This is a genomic window from Duganella paludis (genome assembly GCF_054461335.1).
In genome coordinates this window covers 1,205,410-1,219,736 of sequence record NZ_CM136922.1, presented here as the reverse complement: position 1 = coordinate 1,219,736, position 14,327 = coordinate 1,205,410, and the positions used below count along the sequence as shown (strand labels likewise).

14 protein-coding genes are annotated in these 14,327 nt (G+C 62.1%); 8 read left to right on the top strand and 6 right to left on the bottom strand.

Features of this window, described 5'->3' with window-relative positions:
- Positions 1 to 5 precede the first annotated feature (5 nt).
- Together ACXZ1M_RS05500 and ACXZ1M_RS05495 are read right to left on the bottom strand one after the other, a co-directional pair.
- Positions 6 to 455 carry an AbrB/MazE/SpoVT family DNA-binding domain-containing protein gene (locus ACXZ1M_RS05500; RefSeq protein ID WP_459052185.1) on the bottom strand — a complete coding sequence of 150 codons (450 nt, stop codon included), beginning with the start codon at positions 453 to 455 and terminating at the stop codon, positions 6 to 8.
- On the bottom strand, positions 452 to 871 hold the full coding sequence (locus ACXZ1M_RS05495; protein ID WP_459052184.1) for a hypothetical protein: 420 nt from the start codon (positions 869 to 871) through the stop codon (positions 452 to 454). Before ACXZ1M_RS05495 ends, ACXZ1M_RS05500 begins: the two co-directional genes overlap by 4 nt.
- A 105-nt stretch (positions 872 to 976) precedes the next feature.
- Between ACXZ1M_RS05495 and ACXZ1M_RS05490 the strand changes: the two genes are divergently transcribed.
- The 6 genes from ACXZ1M_RS05490 (at position 977) to ACXZ1M_RS05465 (ending at position 5,832) form a co-directional block, all read left to right on the top strand.
- Positions 977 to 1,360, top strand: coding sequence for a hypothetical protein (locus ACXZ1M_RS05490; protein ID WP_459052183.1), 384 nt, complete (start codon positions 977 to 979; stop codon positions 1,358 to 1,360).
- Positions 1,361 to 1,477: 117 nt separating this feature from the next.
- The gene (locus ACXZ1M_RS05485; RefSeq protein WP_459052182.1) at positions 1,478 to 2,206 is read left to right on the top strand and encodes a Crp/Fnr family transcriptional regulator; all 729 of its coding nucleotides are present in this window, start codon (positions 1,478 to 1,480) and stop codon (positions 2,204 to 2,206) included.
- Positions 2,203 to 3,900 carry an ATP-binding response regulator gene (locus ACXZ1M_RS05480; RefSeq protein WP_459052181.1) on the top strand — a complete coding sequence of 566 codons (1,698 nt, stop codon included), beginning with the start codon at positions 2,203 to 2,205 and terminating at the stop codon, positions 3,898 to 3,900. Before ACXZ1M_RS05485 ends, ACXZ1M_RS05480 begins: the two co-directional genes overlap by 4 nt.
- On the top strand, positions 3,897 to 4,721 hold the full coding sequence (locus tag ACXZ1M_RS05475) for a response regulator (protein ID WP_459052180.1): 825 nt from the start codon (positions 3,897 to 3,899) through the stop codon (positions 4,719 to 4,721). Before ACXZ1M_RS05480 ends, ACXZ1M_RS05475 begins: the two co-directional genes overlap by 4 nt.
- A gap of 24 nt (positions 4,722 to 4,745) precedes the next feature.
- Positions 4,746 to 5,204, top strand: coding sequence for a GNAT family N-acetyltransferase (locus ACXZ1M_RS05470; protein WP_459052179.1), 459 nt, complete (start codon positions 4,746 to 4,748; stop codon positions 5,202 to 5,204).
- Positions 5,205 to 5,274: 70 nt separating this feature from the next.
- Positions 5,275 to 5,832 (top strand): hypothetical protein, encoded by a 558-nt coding sequence (locus ACXZ1M_RS05465; RefSeq protein WP_459052178.1) that lies wholly within the window; start codon positions 5,275 to 5,277, stop codon positions 5,830 to 5,832.
- Here the strand turns inward: ACXZ1M_RS05465 and ACXZ1M_RS05460 are convergent.
- The 4 genes from ACXZ1M_RS05460 to ACXZ1M_RS05445 all read right to left on the bottom strand — a co-directional run bounded on the left by ACXZ1M_RS05460 (position 5,821) and on the right by ACXZ1M_RS05445 (position 10,131).
- Complete coding sequence (locus tag ACXZ1M_RS05460) at positions 5,821 to 6,276, bottom strand: hypothetical protein (protein WP_459052177.1); 456 nt, start codon at positions 6,274 to 6,276, stop codon at positions 5,821 to 5,823. The two genes, ACXZ1M_RS05465 and ACXZ1M_RS05460, sit on opposite strands and share 12 nt — an antisense overlap.
- Complete coding sequence (locus ACXZ1M_RS05455) at positions 6,209 to 6,835, bottom strand: nucleotidyltransferase family protein (RefSeq protein WP_459052176.1); 627 nt, start codon at positions 6,833 to 6,835, stop codon at positions 6,209 to 6,211. The genes ACXZ1M_RS05460 and ACXZ1M_RS05455 overlap by 68 nt, the downstream gene beginning before the upstream one ends.
- A gap of 64 nt (positions 6,836 to 6,899) precedes the next feature.
- On the bottom strand, positions 6,900 to 9,215 hold the full coding sequence (locus ACXZ1M_RS05450; protein WP_459052175.1) for an ATPase, T2SS/T4P/T4SS family: 2,316 nt from the start codon (positions 9,213 to 9,215) through the stop codon (positions 6,900 to 6,902).
- Positions 9,216 to 9,234: 19 nt separating this feature from the next.
- Entirely contained in the window at positions 9,235 to 10,131 is an 897-nt protein-coding gene (locus tag ACXZ1M_RS05445) for an MBL fold metallo-hydrolase (protein WP_459052174.1), read from the bottom strand.
- Between the two features lie 232 nt (positions 10,132 to 10,363).
- Between ACXZ1M_RS05445 and ACXZ1M_RS05440 the strand changes: the two genes are divergently transcribed.
- Complete coding sequence (locus ACXZ1M_RS05440; RefSeq protein WP_459052173.1) at positions 10,364 to 11,980, top strand: HD domain-containing phosphohydrolase; 1,617 nt, start codon at positions 10,364 to 10,366, stop codon at positions 11,978 to 11,980.
- A complete protein-coding gene (locus ACXZ1M_RS05435) occupies positions 11,980 to 14,259 on the top strand; it encodes a CHASE2 domain-containing protein (protein WP_459052172.1) in 2,280 nt (759 codons plus the stop codon). Before ACXZ1M_RS05440 ends, ACXZ1M_RS05435 begins: the two co-directional genes overlap by 1 nt.
- Positions 14,260 to 14,327 lie beyond the last annotated feature (68 nt).

The window sequence follows — 14,327 nt, the reverse complement described above, 5'->3', positions numbered from 1 at the left end:
CTTTTTTACGCCCGCTGATGCGGCCGGATGCGCAGTTCGTCGCCCACGCGCTGGATGTCCAGCTCGATGTCTGGCTGCTCATACGCGATCTCGGAGGGGATGGCGATGGCTTGCGCTTGATCGGCTTTGAACAACCTGGTGGTGTGGCGGCGAAGCTCCCATAGGTTCGCGGTGTGGCTTGGCATGGGAACCCGGTAATGTGCTTGCGGCGGGAGCCCGAGTTGCGCGTAAGCGCGTCGCATGGTGTCTTGCTGTTCTGCCTCTGGCATATCGGGTGGCAACACGACGACTGCCTTTTTGCCGCCCTTGGCCTTGATGTAAAAGGTGTAGTCGTCTTCCGGCTTGTACGGAAAATAGCGGTCGCGAATGACCGGTAGCACGATGCTCAGCGTTGTGGTGACGATGAGCGCGAGACCCAACATGGCGAATGCCTGCCCCAATATCTCCCAGCTCATGGCTTTCCTCCCCGCAGAAAATCCACTCCGACTGCGCATAACCAAAGTATAAGTCCAATCAAAATAGAGGTTCGCACCCCATCCACATTGGGAAAATACGGGCTTCCATGATGAATTCCCAGATACAGACTAGTGGCCCACGCCGTTAGCCCGACCCACAGCAAGATATTAATGCTTTGCGCCCAGTGATGATCGCTCATATACACCTTGCCGGTATTGGTTTGGACGGAATTCTGATCGGCCGGCTCGTGCGAAATCTTGACGCGTGTGAATGGCAAAAGCATGCCTAATGCTGCACCGCCGATTGTCGGCCCGATAAATTCATATGGATCTTTGCCGCTTGCACTGGCGCGCAACAAGAACTCAAGCACAGCCATCAACAACGGGAATAACCATGTCAGGATTCTCAGTTCCATAAGTGCGCGCTTGATGAGGGAGTCTCCAATATAGGTTGGTTCACCTGCAGATGACTTGATCTGGATTGCAGTAGAATCAGAAATCGTCTTTAAGGGTGGATCAGGATGGCAATCGATTTTGCGGGTTTGAAGCAGTTGGCGGAGGAGTCGGCGGCGGTGGCTGCGCCTTGCAGCTGCGATGATGCGGCGCTGCTGGCTTGGCAGGCGGTGCCTTTGAGCCTGGAGCTGGATCAGTTCGAGGAAGTGGCGACCCTGGTCGAGGATCCGTTTGCCGAGCCTACCTTCGACGAGTTCCATCCGGCCGGCACGCGCATCGACAGCGACGACGCGCCCATCGCGCCGCGCTACTATCCGTACAACCGCAGCCATGTCGCGCGCTGCGGGAAGTGTGGCCGCCACTACCTGCGCTACACCGAAGCAGGCGGCTACTTCAGCGAGCTGCGCATGCGCGCGCTAAGGCCGCAGTTGCTGGCCGACGCCGCACTGTAGCGGCCGGAATCGCACATTTAGCGATGGGTGGAGGCAGTGTGTGTTACCCTGCGACACGGTCATCGTTTGCCGTCTCTGCCGCACACCTAGTTGACGACTGGAACAACGATTGTTTCCATGCGTCTCAACGACCCCAATCAAAACCACCTGCTCGCCGCGCTGCTCGATGCCGAGTTCGAGCGGCTGTCGCCGCACCTCGATCCGATCATGATGCGCCTCGGCGATGTGCTGTATGAATCCGGCGGCAAGCTCAATCACGTTTATTTCCCGACCTCCGCCATCGTCTCGCTGCACTACGTGCTGGAGAACGGCAGTTCGTCCGAGATAGCCGGCGTCGGCAACGAGGGCATCCTCGGCATCTCGCTGTTCATGGGCGGTAACACCACGCCTAGCCGCGCGGTGGTGCAGACGGCCGGTCACGGCTACCGCCTGAAGTCGCACATCCTGATGGAGGAGTTCAACCGCGCCGGGCCGGTGATGCGCCTGCTGCTGCGCTACACGCAAGCGCTCATCACGCAGATGTCGCAAACCGCCATTTGCAACCGCCATCACACGCTCGACCAGCAGCTGTGCCGCTGGTTGCTGCAGACGCTGGACCGCTTGCCGACCAGCGAGCTGACCATGACCCAGGAACTGATCTCCAACATGCTCGGCGTGCGCCGCGAAGGCGTGACGGTGGCTGCCGGCCGCCTGCAAAGCCAGGGTTACATCAGTTGCCGTCGCGGCCACATCTCGGTACTCGACCGCGCCGGGCTGGAGATGGACGTCTGCGAATGCTACGACGTAGTGAAAAATGAATTCGCGCGCCTGATGTCAGACGTACGCCAACGCCAGGGAATCAAATGAAATCCGTTCACATCCCGGAAAGCACGCTGCTCAAGGCCGACGCGCTGCAGCTGGCCATCCACAATAGCGCCAATTTCTCCAGCATCGCCACCGATGCGCAGGGCGTGATCCAGATCTTCAACGTCGGCGCCGAGCGCATGCTGGGCTACAGCGCCGCCGAAGTGGTGAACCAGATCACCCCGGCCGGCATCTCCGATGCGCAGGAGATCATTGCGCGCGCCGCCGCCCTTAGCCTGGAGGCGGGCGTGACCATCCGGCCGGGCTTCGAGGCCCTGGTGTTCAAGGCGTCGCGCGGCATCGAGGATATTTACGAGCTGACCTATGTCCGCAAGGACGGCAGCCGTTTCCCGGCCATCGTCTCGGTCAGCGCGCTGCGCGATGCGCAGGAGAAGGTGATCGGCTACCTGCTGATGGGCACGGACAACACGGCGCGCAAGCAGGTCGAGGCGGAACAGGCTTTGCTGGACCAGCGCCTGCGCGAACAGCAACTGGCGCTGCAGGACACCAACGTGGCGCTGGAAGCGGCGCGCGCGGCGGCCGAGAAGGCCAATCACGCCAAGTCCGATTTCCTGTCCAGCATGAGCCACGAGTTGCGCACGCCGCTGAACGCGGTGCTGGGCTTCGCGCAGTTGCTGGCTTCCGATAATCCGCCGCCAGGCCCGTCGCAGCAGCGCTCGCTCGATCAGATCCTGAAGGGCGGCTGGTATCTGCTGCAACTGATTAACGAGATCCTCGACCTGGCCATGATCGAATCGGGCAAGGTGCTGATGTCGCAGGAGTCCATGGGGCTGACGGAAGTGCTCAAGGATTGCCAGGCGATGATAGGCCCGCAGGCCGACAAGCGCGGTATCCGCCTGACTATGCCGAGCCTGAACCGGCCGTACTTCGTGCATGCGGACCGCACGCGCGTGAAGCAGGTGATGATCAACCTGCTGTCCAACGCCATCAAGTACAACCGCCGTGGCGGCATGGTGATAGTGGAGTGCAGCGAGGAGCGTCCCGGCACGGTGCGCATCAGCGTGACCGACAACGGCGCCGGCCTGCCGCCGGAGCAAGTGGAAAACCTGTTCCAGCCGTTCAACCGCCTGGGTCAGGAGGATGGCGCCGAGGAGGGCACCGGCATCGGCCTGGTGGTGACCAAGCAGTTGGTCGAGCTGATGGGCGGCAGCATCGGCGTGCACAGCACGGTCGGCGTCGGCACCACCTTCTGGGTGGAGCTGGTGGCCAGCGAAGAGCCGGTGCTGGAGATGGCCGATTTCGACGGCATGGTGTCGCCGGGCACGTCGGAGGCCGCGTCGCTGCGGACCTTGCTCTACATCGAGGACAATCCGGCCAATTTAGCGCTGGTGGAGCAGCTGATCCTGCGCCGCAGCGATCTGAAGTTGTTGACCGCCATCGACGGCCACACCGGCATCCAGCTGGCGCGCACCTATCATCCGGACGTGATCCTGATGGACATCAACCTGCCGGGCGTGAGCGGTTTCGGCTGCCTGAAGATGCTGCGCGACGATCCGTCGATGACGGCCATTCCGGTGCTGGCCTTGTCGGCCAACGCCATGCCGCGCGATATCGAAAAAGGGCTGGAGGCCGGGTTCTTCCGCTATCTGACCAAACCGATCAATGTGGTCGAATTCATGCGCGCGCTGGACCTGGCGCTGGAGTTCGCCGAGAAGCACACAGGAGTTCCATCGTGATCGCCCCAACCGAACTACTGCAGGCGGCCATTCTGATCGTCGACGACCAGGAAGCCAACGTCATGTTGCTGGAGCAAGTGCTGAGAAAAGGTGGCTACACCAATGTCAGCAGCACCATGGATCCGTACACGGTCTGCGGCCTGCACCAGCGCAACCACTACGACCTGATCCTGCTCGATTTGCAGATGCCCGGCATGGACGGTTTTGCCGTGCTGGAGTCGCTTAAGGACGTGGAGCCGGACGGCTACGTGCCGGCGCTGGTCATCACCGCCCAGCCCAACCACAAGCTGCGCGCGCTGCAGGCCGGCGCCAGGGACTTCATCGGCAAGCCGTTTGATCTGGTGGAGGTTGAAACGCGCATCCACAACATGCTGGAAGTGCGGCTGCTGCACCGCAAGCTGGATCGTCACAACCAGCAGCTCGAACATACGGTGCTGGAGCGCACGGCGCAGTTGCGCGCGAGCGAAGCGCGCTTCCAGCGCTTTGCCGAACTGTCGACCGACTGGTATTGGGAGCAGGATGCCGAAGGCAACCTCACCAACTGGTCCGGCCCGGTGGCCGACATGGTGGGCATCGGCGGCAAGGACACCGGCGGCTGGAACGTGACCGAACGCGCGCTGCTGGAATCGAACATTTCCGAGCGCAAGCCTTTCCTGGACTTCGTCTACAGCCGGACCGCCGCCTCGGGCGTGGTCCAATACCTGCAAGTGAGCGGCGAACCGATGTTCGACGAAGCCAGCCGTTTCATCGGCTACCGTGGCGTCGGCCGCGACGTGACCGCCATGGCGGCGATGTTCACCGGCAAACTTGCTCTACAATAGGACTCCCATTCTGGAGAGCCTGCCATGACCAACGATATCCAACTTGCAGCGGAAGATCCGGGCTCGGCCGATTCGGTTGCGTTGATGGCGGAGTTGTCGACGGCGCTGGAGGCCATCACCGGCGACGGCGGCAGGTCGTCGTTCGATGTCGAGGATGTGCGCGGGCCGATGGCTTGTTTCGTGGTGGCGCGCGACGACAGCGGCGCGGCGCTCGGTTGCGGCGCCTTCCGGCCGCTGGAGCCGGGCGTGGCCGAGATCAAGCGCATGTATGCACGCCACGGCACCAGCGGCGTCGGCAGCGCCTTGCTGCGCTTCCTGGAGGCCGAGGCGGTCATTTGCGGCTATCAGGCCGTCTGGCTGGAGACGCGCCTGGTCAACCGCCGCGCGGTTGACTTCTACGAGGCGCGCGGCTACCGCCGCATCGCCAACTACGGCAAGTACATCGGCAATCCTTTGGCCGTGTGTTTCGAGAAGCAGCTGTAAGTCTGGTCTTACAAAACCTTGCGGCGGATGCTGCTTACGGACGGGCTCCGCAAGCGGCACAATGGCTGCCATGAAAATCATAGATCAACGCTACCTGGAGAGCGGCAACCGTTACTCTACCCAACCTTGCCTGTTGAGCATCGTTGAACTTGAGCCGGTGACTCCGGAACAAACCGAACAACTGCAACACCGGCTGTACGCCGCCTTGCCCGGCCTGCGTCGCCTGCACGGCCTGGTGGGCCGCCGCGCGGACGAGGTGCCTGTCATCATCGAACTGCTGCAGCAAACCGCCATCGAACTGCGCCGTCTGGCGCTGAACGAGGTTACTCTGGCCTTCGTCGGCGTGGTGCCGCGCATGGCCGGACGCTATCGCCTGGTACTGCCGTACAGCTCGCAAAGCGCCGCCGCGCCGTCGATCGCGCTGGCCACCGAGCTGGTCGGCGCCATGCTGGCCGGCCGCTCGTTCAACCTGAAAGCCGGCTTGGCGCGACTGCGCGCCCTGGCCGACCGCCGCAGCAAGCCGCGCGGCTACTTGATGCACACCGCCCGCACCATCTTGATGTCGGTGATCCCAAAACGCACTTTCTCGATGCCTGCCATCTTTCCGGTGAGAGCGTCAGGGATGTAGCAGCAGCGGGTGTTGCTGCGTGAGCCAATCTATGGCATCCCGATGGAATTTTTCCGCGATCAAAATCGCATCGTCTACGTCTGCCCGCGTGGCCAATGTCCCGCCGTATTTTCGATTGCGCCATCGACGCATGGACTCGATTTCATCGTATCGATGCACCGATAAGCCTATTGCACAACATGCGCCTTCAAGCGTAACTTCATGGTGGCCTGGCTTGGAAGTAACGCGGTACCCGCAGGCCGAAACCACTGCTAGTGCAGTAAGAAATACGACATCGTAGGCTGCTTCCATGCGCGTGCTAAAGGAGTTCTCGGCCCGTTTGGCATCTGCCAGTTGCTCGCTGCTGGTACGGAGCCATTGGTGGACCTGAATTTTATTAGTCGCTTGTGGAGCCAGCGGTGTGTCGGACTTCTTTCTTAATGTTGCCAAGGGTTGAAAAGCCATGCGGATTTCCCTTCAAGACGAGGGTGGGACCGCTGAGCAGTGTAGCAATGAACTCGTCCTCTTGATCCAGCAATTGACTGATTGTTGATCTGGAAAAAACCGAGGCGTTAAATGCGCGCGCGAATTGGCGTTCCAACGGCTGCAACAAGGCGTTTATCCGGATCTCAGAGATGTCGCCAATAACCAGAATATCGACATCGCTGCCTGCGGTTTGTTGATGGCGAGCCACGGAGCCGAATATGGCTGCGGCATCTACGCCTTGCAGTTCGGTGAGCAATTCTTTGATTTGCGTAATCATTGCGCTGGATTGCTGGAAAAGCTGCGCGAGTGGTTGAAGCGCGGGGTCTTTCGAAGCGCGATAGCGGGCTTTCTCTGGCTGCTGTACCAAGCCAACTTTACTCCAGCGCTGCAACCAGCGGCTCAGATTGCCCGAATCCACTTCAGCCTCCGCAGCGAGTTCACGCAGCCCGAAGATTCGTTCAGGCTCTTCGAACAGACATCGTAACGCGCGGAAGCGTGATGCTCCGCCAAAGAGTTCTGCAAACATGGAGATATTCATGGCAAGCTCGATCAACAATGAGTGCTGTTGATAATACAGCGCTTGCTGTTCAATGTACAGCGTATCACTTGATGCACACCGCCCGCACCATTTTGATGTCGGTGATCCCTAAAAGAACCTTTTCGATGCCGTCCATTTTCAGGGTCAGCATGCCGTCTTCCAGCGCGGCGGCCAGCAGTTGAGCGACGCGGGCGTGTTCCTGTAGCAGCTTCTTGATCTTGTCGGTGCCGATCATCAGTTCATGCAGGCCGACGCGGCCACGGTAGCCCTTGGTGCAGTCGTCGCAGCCCACCGCGCGGTACAGCGTGAACTTGCCGTCCTTGGTGTACTGCTGGCGCCAGCGCGCCAGCACGGTGGGCTGGTCCAGCAGTTCTTCGCAATATTCTCCTAGCAGTGCATCTAGTTCTTCCGCCGACGGTTCGTAGGCTTGTTTGCACTTGCCGCACAGGCGCTTGGCCAGGCGTTGCGCCAGGATGCCCAGCAGCGCGTCGGAAAAATTGAACGGGTCCATGCCCATGTCCAGCAGCCGCACGATCGATTCCGGCGCGCTGTTGGTGTGCAGTGTGGAGAACACCAGGTGGCCGGTCAGCGAGGCTTCGATGCCCATGCTGACGGTTTCCTTGTCGCGCATCTCGCCGACCATGATGATGTCCGGATCGGCGCGCAGAAACGCCCGCATCACGGTGGCGAAATCGAGCCCGGCCTTGCGGTTCACCTGCACCTGCCGCAGGCCTTTTTGCGTGATCTCGACCGGGTCTTCGGCGGTCCAGATCTTGGTGTCGGGCGTGTTCAGGTAGTTCAGCACCGAGTGCAACGTGGTGGTCTTGCCGGAGCCGGTCGGACCGCAGACGAAGAACAGGCCGTAAGGCTTGCTCACCGTGGCGCGCAGCCGCTCCAGGTTGAACGGCAGCACGCCCAGCTTGTCGAGCGGGATCGGTTCGCCGGCCGCCAGGATCCGCATCACGATGTCTTCCACGCCGCCCGATGAGGGAATGGTCGCCACCCGTAACTCGATGTCGAGCGGGCCGTATTTCTTGAACTTGATCTTGCCGTCCTGCGGCTTGCGGCGCTCGGAGATGTCGAGGTCGCACATAATCTTCACGCGCGCCACCAGCGCCGCCCGGTAGCTGGCCGGGATTTCGATGTAGGGCACCAACGTGCCGTCCTTGCGGAAGCGGATGCCGGTCTTGCCCTTGCCCGGCAGCGGCTCGATGTGGATGTCCGACACGCCCTGGCGATAGGCGTCCATGATGATCTTGTTGAGCAGCTTGACCAGCTCATTCTCCACCGCCTCCGATAGCTCGCCGGAGCCGCCTTCGCCATCCTCGTCATAGACGTCGTCCATGCCGGACAGCAGGTCGCCGACGCTGCCGCTGTCGCCATGCCCGTAGTACAGCTCCACCATCTGCCGGAACTCGCGCTGGCTGGTCACGCGCAGCAGCGCCTTGGCGCGCGGGAAGATCTGCTCGACGATGTGGGTGTGCGCCACCCGCTCCGGGTCCAGTGCCGCCACCAGCAGGCCGTCCTTGCCATCCTCCAGCGGGAGCCAGCCCGATTCCTCCACGTACTGGCGTTTCAGATTCTTCAGCAGCTCCACCGGCTTCAGCCGGTCCGCACGGAAGTGCTCGTACGGCACGCCGAAATGCTTTTCCAGCGACACGCCGATGGCGGCCGGCTTGATCTCGTATTCCTCGATCAGCACGTCCTCGATGTCGAGCTCGCGGGCGCGGGCGCTGCGCGTGGCCTGCTCCAGTTCCTGGGCCGAGATCAGCGCCGCTGTCACCAGCCCGTCATACTTGGTGCGTACCATCTGCGGTGGCTTCATGCGCTGCGAAAACGCCACCGACAAGGTTTCGCACAGCTCCCTGACGCCGTCCTCGGCGATGCTGGAGAAGGGGACGCGGTCGCGGTTATTGATGAACTGGACCACGCCGAGCAGCTCGCGCGATTGCACCGAGATCAGCGGCGCCACCAGCATCTGCTTGGTGCGGTAGCCGGTGCGCTGGTCGACGCCCTGCTGGAAGCGCAGCTCGGGCGAATAGCGTCCCAGCTCGGCCTGGTCGTAGACGTCGGCCAGGTTGACGGTCTTGCGCGTCAGCGCCACGTAGCCGGCGATGCTGGCCGGGGTGATCGCCAGTTTCAGGTCGCGGAAGGAAGTCAGGCCGGTCTTGACCTTGGAGACGATGTAGTCCTTCTGCACGTCCATCGCGTACAGGGTGAAGCGGTCGCAGTTGAACAGGTCGCAGAATTCCATGCCCAGGTCGAGCATGATCTCGTCCAGGTTGCTGGTGGCGTGGATTTTCGTGGTGACGGTTTGCAGCTTTTGAAAGAACGCCAGCCGCAGATCGACATCACTTGGTCGTACGCCGGCGTCATTCATGATCGCTCCGCTAGGTGGGCTACGTCAGAGTCACTTCCATGCCTTCGTAAGCCAGGAAGACCTGCAAATCGCCCAGCAAGGGGGCGTGGCGCGCCATGACGTCGGCAAACACGGCTTCGAGTTCATCGTCGCTGCGCGTCGGTTCGTGATGGGTGCAGTATAGCGCCTTGGCGCCGGTGCGCAGCGCCAAGGCGAACGCCGAGTCGAAGGTGCCGTGGCCCCAGCCCTGCTTGGCCGGATATTCCTCGCGCGTGTAGGAGCAGTCGACGATCAGCGCGTCCACGCCTAGCACGACGGCGTCGATGGCGGCGCTGCGCTGTTCGATCCATAGGCCGTAGTCGGCGTGTTCCGGATGGTCGGCCGGGTGGATGTTGTAGTGCGGCTCGTGGTCGCCAGTGAAAAACACCGAGCGGCCGTTGCATTCGATGCGGTAGCCGAGGTCGGTCACCGGGTGGTTCATCACCACGTTGCTGACCACCGCGTCGCCCACCGCGATGGGCTGGTCCACTTCCAGTGTGCGGTACTCGATGGTGGCGTCCATCTGGGTTTCGCTGACCGGGAAATAGCTGTTCTGCAGTTGCACGCCCATCACGTGTTCGATGCCGTTGCCGGTCACCGGGTCGGTCACGCCGTGCAGGCGCACGCGGCTGCCACGGATGAACAGCGGCGTGAAGAAGGGCAGGCCGTGGATGTGGTCCCAGTGGCTGTGCGTGATGAAGATGTTGGCGTGGATCGGCTTGGATTTATCCTGGATCAGCGACTGCGCCAGCGAAAAAATGCCGGTGCCGCCGTCGATGACTATCAGGGTGTCGTCGTCGGTGCGAACTTCGATGCAGGTGGTGTTGCCACCGTAGCGCGCCGTGCGCGGGCCGGGGGACGGGATGGAACCACGAACTCCCCAAAATTTGAATTTCATACGACGGATCCCTGATGTGCTCTTATTGTTGTTGTGATTTGTTGTTTGTTGCCCGCTTATCTACAGCCGATGATAGCTTTTTTTTCTGCCAAGAGGGAAAAGCCGATGCAAATTCGTCGCATAGGCAATTTCCTTATGTACAACAGCTTGCGCTGGAGCTACACTCCCTAACTGCGCTTGCGAGTCGCGCACTGTTTGTGCCTCGTCCAAAACGTTGTCAAGAATAACAACCATGCAAGAGTTGAATCAAATCCAAATCTCCCAGCGCCTGGACCAGCTGACCGAACTCAGCGTCCAGCTGGGCAGCAATCACGATACCGATTCCTTGCTGGAGCGTATCCTGCTGGTCGCCAAGGGCATGACCAATGCCGATGGCGGCACACTGTACCGTCCCAGCGAGGACAAGCAGCAACTGAATTTCCACATCCTCATCAACGACACGCTCAACACCCACCAAGGCGGCTCCGGCACTGAAGCGCCGAGCGGCGGCGTGGCGCTGTACGACGACAAGGGCGAGAAGAATCTGTCGGCGGTGGCGGCCTACGCGGCCCACTTCGGCCTGTCGGTCAACATCGAGGATGTGTACAAGGCCGACGTCTTCAACTTCTCCGGCATGGTCAAGTTCGACCAGCTGCGCGGCTACCATTCGCAGTCCTTCCTGACGGTGCCGATGAGCGACCACGAAGGCGAACTGGTGGGCGTGCTGCAGCTGATCAACGCCAAGGACACCGAAACCGGCGAGATCCGCGCCTTCACCCAGACCGACCAGCGCTTCATCGAAGCCCTGGCCGCGCAGGCGGCGGTGGCGCTGACGCACCAGCGCCTGATTTTCCAGCTGGAAGAACTGCTGGAATCGCTGGTCAACCTGATCAACATCGGTATCGACGAAAAGTCGCCATACACCGGCCGCCACTGCCAGTTCGTGCCGGAACTGACCATGATGCTGGCCGAGGCCGTGCACGAGACGGACAGCGGCCCGATGGCCGATTTCCGCATGAGCGACGCCGACCGCAAGGAATTGTGGCTGGCCGGCCTGCTGCACGACTGCGGCAAGATCACCACCCCGGTGCACGTGGTGGACAAGGCCACCAAGCTGGAAACCATCTTCGACCGCATCGCCGTGATCGACACCCGCTTCGAGGTGCTGCTGCGCGACGCCGAGATCGCCGCGCTCAAGCGCAAGCTCGAGCCGGGCGCCAACGCCGCCGTCATCGACGAGGAACTGGCGCAGCAACAGGCCGCGCTGCGCGCCGAGCGCGAGTTCATCCGCGTGGCCAACGTCGGCGGCGAGGGCATGAAGCCGGAAGACCAGGAACGCGTCAAGGTGATCGGCAAGCATCGCTGGACCGGCCCGGACGGCGTCGAGCGCGACTTCCTCGACGACAACGAGCTGATGAACCTGACCATCAAGTTCGGCACCCTGACCGACGCCGAGCGCAAGGAAATCAACAACCACATCGTCATGAGCATCAAGATGCTGGAGGCGCTGCCGTGGCCCAAGCACCTGAAGAACGTGCCCGAATACGCCGGCGGCCACCACGAGCGCATGGACGGCAAGGGCTATCCGCGCGGCCTTACCAAGGAGCAGATGTCGGTGCAGGCGCGGGTGATGGCGATCGCCGACATCTTCGAGGCGTTGACCGCCAAGGACCGGCCGTACAAGAAGGGCAAGATGCTGACCGAGTCGCTGCGCATCCTGGGCAACTTCGCGCTCAACGGCCACATCGATCCGGACCTGTTCGATATCTTCATCCGCAAGAAGATCTACATGGAATTCGCCCATAAGAATATGGACGAGAAGCAGATCGACTTCATCGACGAAGCCAAGATTCCAGGCTACACGCCCTGATGCGCTTGCTGCCTGCGAAATGGACCAAGGTCCTGCTCAAGTACGGCCCGCGCTGGCTGCTGGGCATGCTGATCACCTTCATCGGCGTCGCCTATGCGCTGGCCTGGTTCGGCAACAACACCGTGGCCCGCCTCGACAACCTGTGGGCCGGCGAACGCATGAAACTGCAGGCGCCGGTGCTGGACAAGCGCATCGTCATCGTCGACATCGACGGCAAGTCGCTGACCGAGTTCGGCCGCTTTCCGTGGAGCCGCAACGTCCAGGCCAGCCTGATCTCGCAGCTGACCAACCACTATCAGGTCAAGGCGGTCGGCTACGATATCTCGTTCCCCGAGCCGGACACCAGTTCCGGTTTCAGCGTGCTGGACAAGCTGTCCAAAACCACGTTGAAGGACGTGCCGGCGCTGCGCCAGCGCCTTGATGAACTCAAGCCGCAGATGGACTACGACGGCGTGTTCGCCAGCGCGCTGGAAGGCAAGCAGGTGATCCTCGGCTTCAACCTGTCGCCCGACCAGATCAAGGGCGCGCTGCCCAAGCCGCTGTTCTCCGAGGCCGACCTCAACGGCCGCGAGCTGACCGCCTACAACGCCCCCGGCTACGAAGCCAACGTGCCGGTGCTGACGCAGGCGGCGGCTGGCGCCGGCAGCTTCTCGGTGGTGACCGATCCGGACGGCATCGTCCGCACCGCCTACCTGATCCAGCAGGTCGGCGACGACTATTACCCGTCGCTGTCGCTGGCGACGGCATCGCTGTACCTGAACGCACTGGCGGTCAAGCCGCTGCTGGCCGAGAACGTCGACGAACTGTCGCAGTCGCAGCTCGACAGCGGCGGCTACGATTACCTGACCATTCTGCTGCCGGGAAAAAAGCAGCGCCTGATCCCGGTCGGCGAGGCGATGAGCACGGTGGTGCAATACCGTGGCGTCGGCGGCCCGCACGGCGGCTCGTTCCGCTATGTGTCGGCGGCCGACGTGCTGACCAGCCGCGCACCGGTGGAGCTGCTGAAAGGCACGGTGGTGCTGATCGGCACCACCGCGCCGGGCCTGGTCGACTTGCGGGCCACGCCGGTCAACCCGGAATATCCGGGGGTGGAAATCCACGCCAACATGATCCGCTCCATCCTCGACAACCGCTTCAAGTCCCGTCCGTACTGGGCTTTCGTGGCCGAGGCCGGCGAGATCCTGCTGGTCGGCCTGGCGCTGAGCTTTGCGCTGGCGGCGCTGTCGCCGTTGCGCGCCATTTTGCTGGGCGTGGCGGTGCTGGCCGCCGCCGTCGGCTTCAATTATTACCAGTACGCCGAGCAGGATTTGATTTTTAATCTGGCCATGCTGGTGATCGTGATCGCCAGCGTGTTCGTCGTCAATGTCGCCTGGGGCTATTTCTTCGAGGTGCGCAAGGGCGCGGCGCTGGTGTCGCGCTTCGGCGAATACGTGGCGCCCGAACTGGTGGCCGAAATGGCCGAAGATCCGGAAAAATACAATATGGACGGCGAAAGCCGCGAGCTGACCGTCATGTTCGTCGACGTGCGCGGCTTCACCACCATCTCCGAAGGCCTGACGCCGAAGGCGCTGCGCGAATACATCAACCTGTACCTGACGGCCATGTCGGAAGACATCCGCAGCGCCCACCAGGGCACGCTGGACAAGTACATCGGCGACGCCGTGATGGCGTTCTGGGGCGCGCCGGTGGCGTTCAACGACCACGCCAGCCGTGGCGTCGCCACCTCGCTGCTGATGCAGGCCAGCGCCAAGCGCCTGAACCAGGACTTCCTGGCGCGCGGCTGGCCGGAGCTGAAGATCGGCATCGGCCTCAACACCGGCATGATGCACGTGGGCGACATGGGCTCCAACATCCGCCGCGCCTATACGGTGATGGGCGACGCCGTCAACCTCGGCTCGCGCCTGGAAGGCATCACCAAGGTTTATGGTGTGGGCATCGCGGTGGGCGAGACCACCCGCGCATCGGCGCCGGAATTCACTTACCGCGAACTGGACCTGGTGCGGGTGAAGGGCAAGAATGAGCCGGTGGCGATCTTCGAACCGGTGGCGCTGGTGCAGGATACCGACGCCGCCACCAGCGCCGAGGTGCAGCGCTGGCACGAGGCGCTGGCCGGCGTGCGCGGGCAGCGCTGGGACGAGGCCTCGGCCATCCTGGCCGAGCTGCAATCCTTGTCGCCGCAGCGCGGCCTGTACCAGTTGTATGTCGAGCGCATCGCCTATTTCCGCGACCATCCGCCGGGTGCGGACTGGGACGGCGTCACTACTTTCGACACCAAATAGGTGGCGAAACTGCAATCATGAAGGCGGTATAAGGCAGAAATCCAACACTTGCCGCAGTGCGCGGAAAG

Excerpts from the sequence above, each read along its gene's own strand:
- ACXZ1M_RS05480 (WP_459052181.1), top strand. The coding sequence starts at position 2,203 with ATGAAATCCGTTCACATCCCGGAAAGCACGCTGCTCAAGGCCGACGCG.
- ACXZ1M_RS05445 (WP_459052174.1), bottom strand. The coding sequence starts at position 10,131 with ATGAAATTCAAATTTTGGGGAGTTCGTGGTTCCATCCCGTCCCCCGGC.
- ACXZ1M_RS05470 (WP_459052179.1), top strand. The coding sequence starts at position 4,746 with ATGACCAACGATATCCAACTTGCAGCGGAAGATCCGGGCTCGGCCGAT.
- ACXZ1M_RS05440 (WP_459052173.1), top strand. The coding sequence starts at position 10,364 with ATGCAAGAGTTGAATCAAATCCAAATCTCCCAGCGCCTGGACCAGCTG.
- ACXZ1M_RS05495 (WP_459052184.1), bottom strand. The coding sequence starts at position 871 with ATGGAACTGAGAATCCTGACATGGTTATTCCCGTTGTTGATGGCTGTG.
- ACXZ1M_RS05450 (WP_459052175.1), bottom strand. The coding sequence starts at position 9,215 with ATGAATGACGCCGGCGTACGACCAAGTGATGTCGATCTGCGGCTGGCG.
- ACXZ1M_RS05490 (WP_459052183.1), top strand. The coding sequence starts at position 977 with ATGGCAATCGATTTTGCGGGTTTGAAGCAGTTGGCGGAGGAGTCGGCG.
- ACXZ1M_RS05485 (WP_459052182.1), top strand. The coding sequence starts at position 1,478 with ATGCGTCTCAACGACCCCAATCAAAACCACCTGCTCGCCGCGCTGCTC.
- ACXZ1M_RS05460 (WP_459052177.1), bottom strand. The coding sequence starts at position 6,276 with ATGGCTTTTCAACCCTTGGCAACATTAAGAAAGAAGTCCGACACACCG.
- ACXZ1M_RS05455 (WP_459052176.1), bottom strand. The coding sequence starts at position 6,835 with ATGAATATCTCCATGTTTGCAGAACTCTTTGGCGGAGCATCACGCTTC.
- ACXZ1M_RS05435 (WP_459052172.1), top strand. The coding sequence starts at position 11,980 with ATGCGCTTGCTGCCTGCGAAATGGACCAAGGTCCTGCTCAAGTACGGC.
- ACXZ1M_RS05500 (WP_459052185.1), bottom strand. The coding sequence starts at position 455 with ATGAGCTGGGAGATATTGGGGCAGGCATTCGCCATGTTGGGTCTCGCG.
- ACXZ1M_RS05465 (WP_459052178.1), top strand. The coding sequence starts at position 5,275 with ATGAAAATCATAGATCAACGCTACCTGGAGAGCGGCAACCGTTACTCT.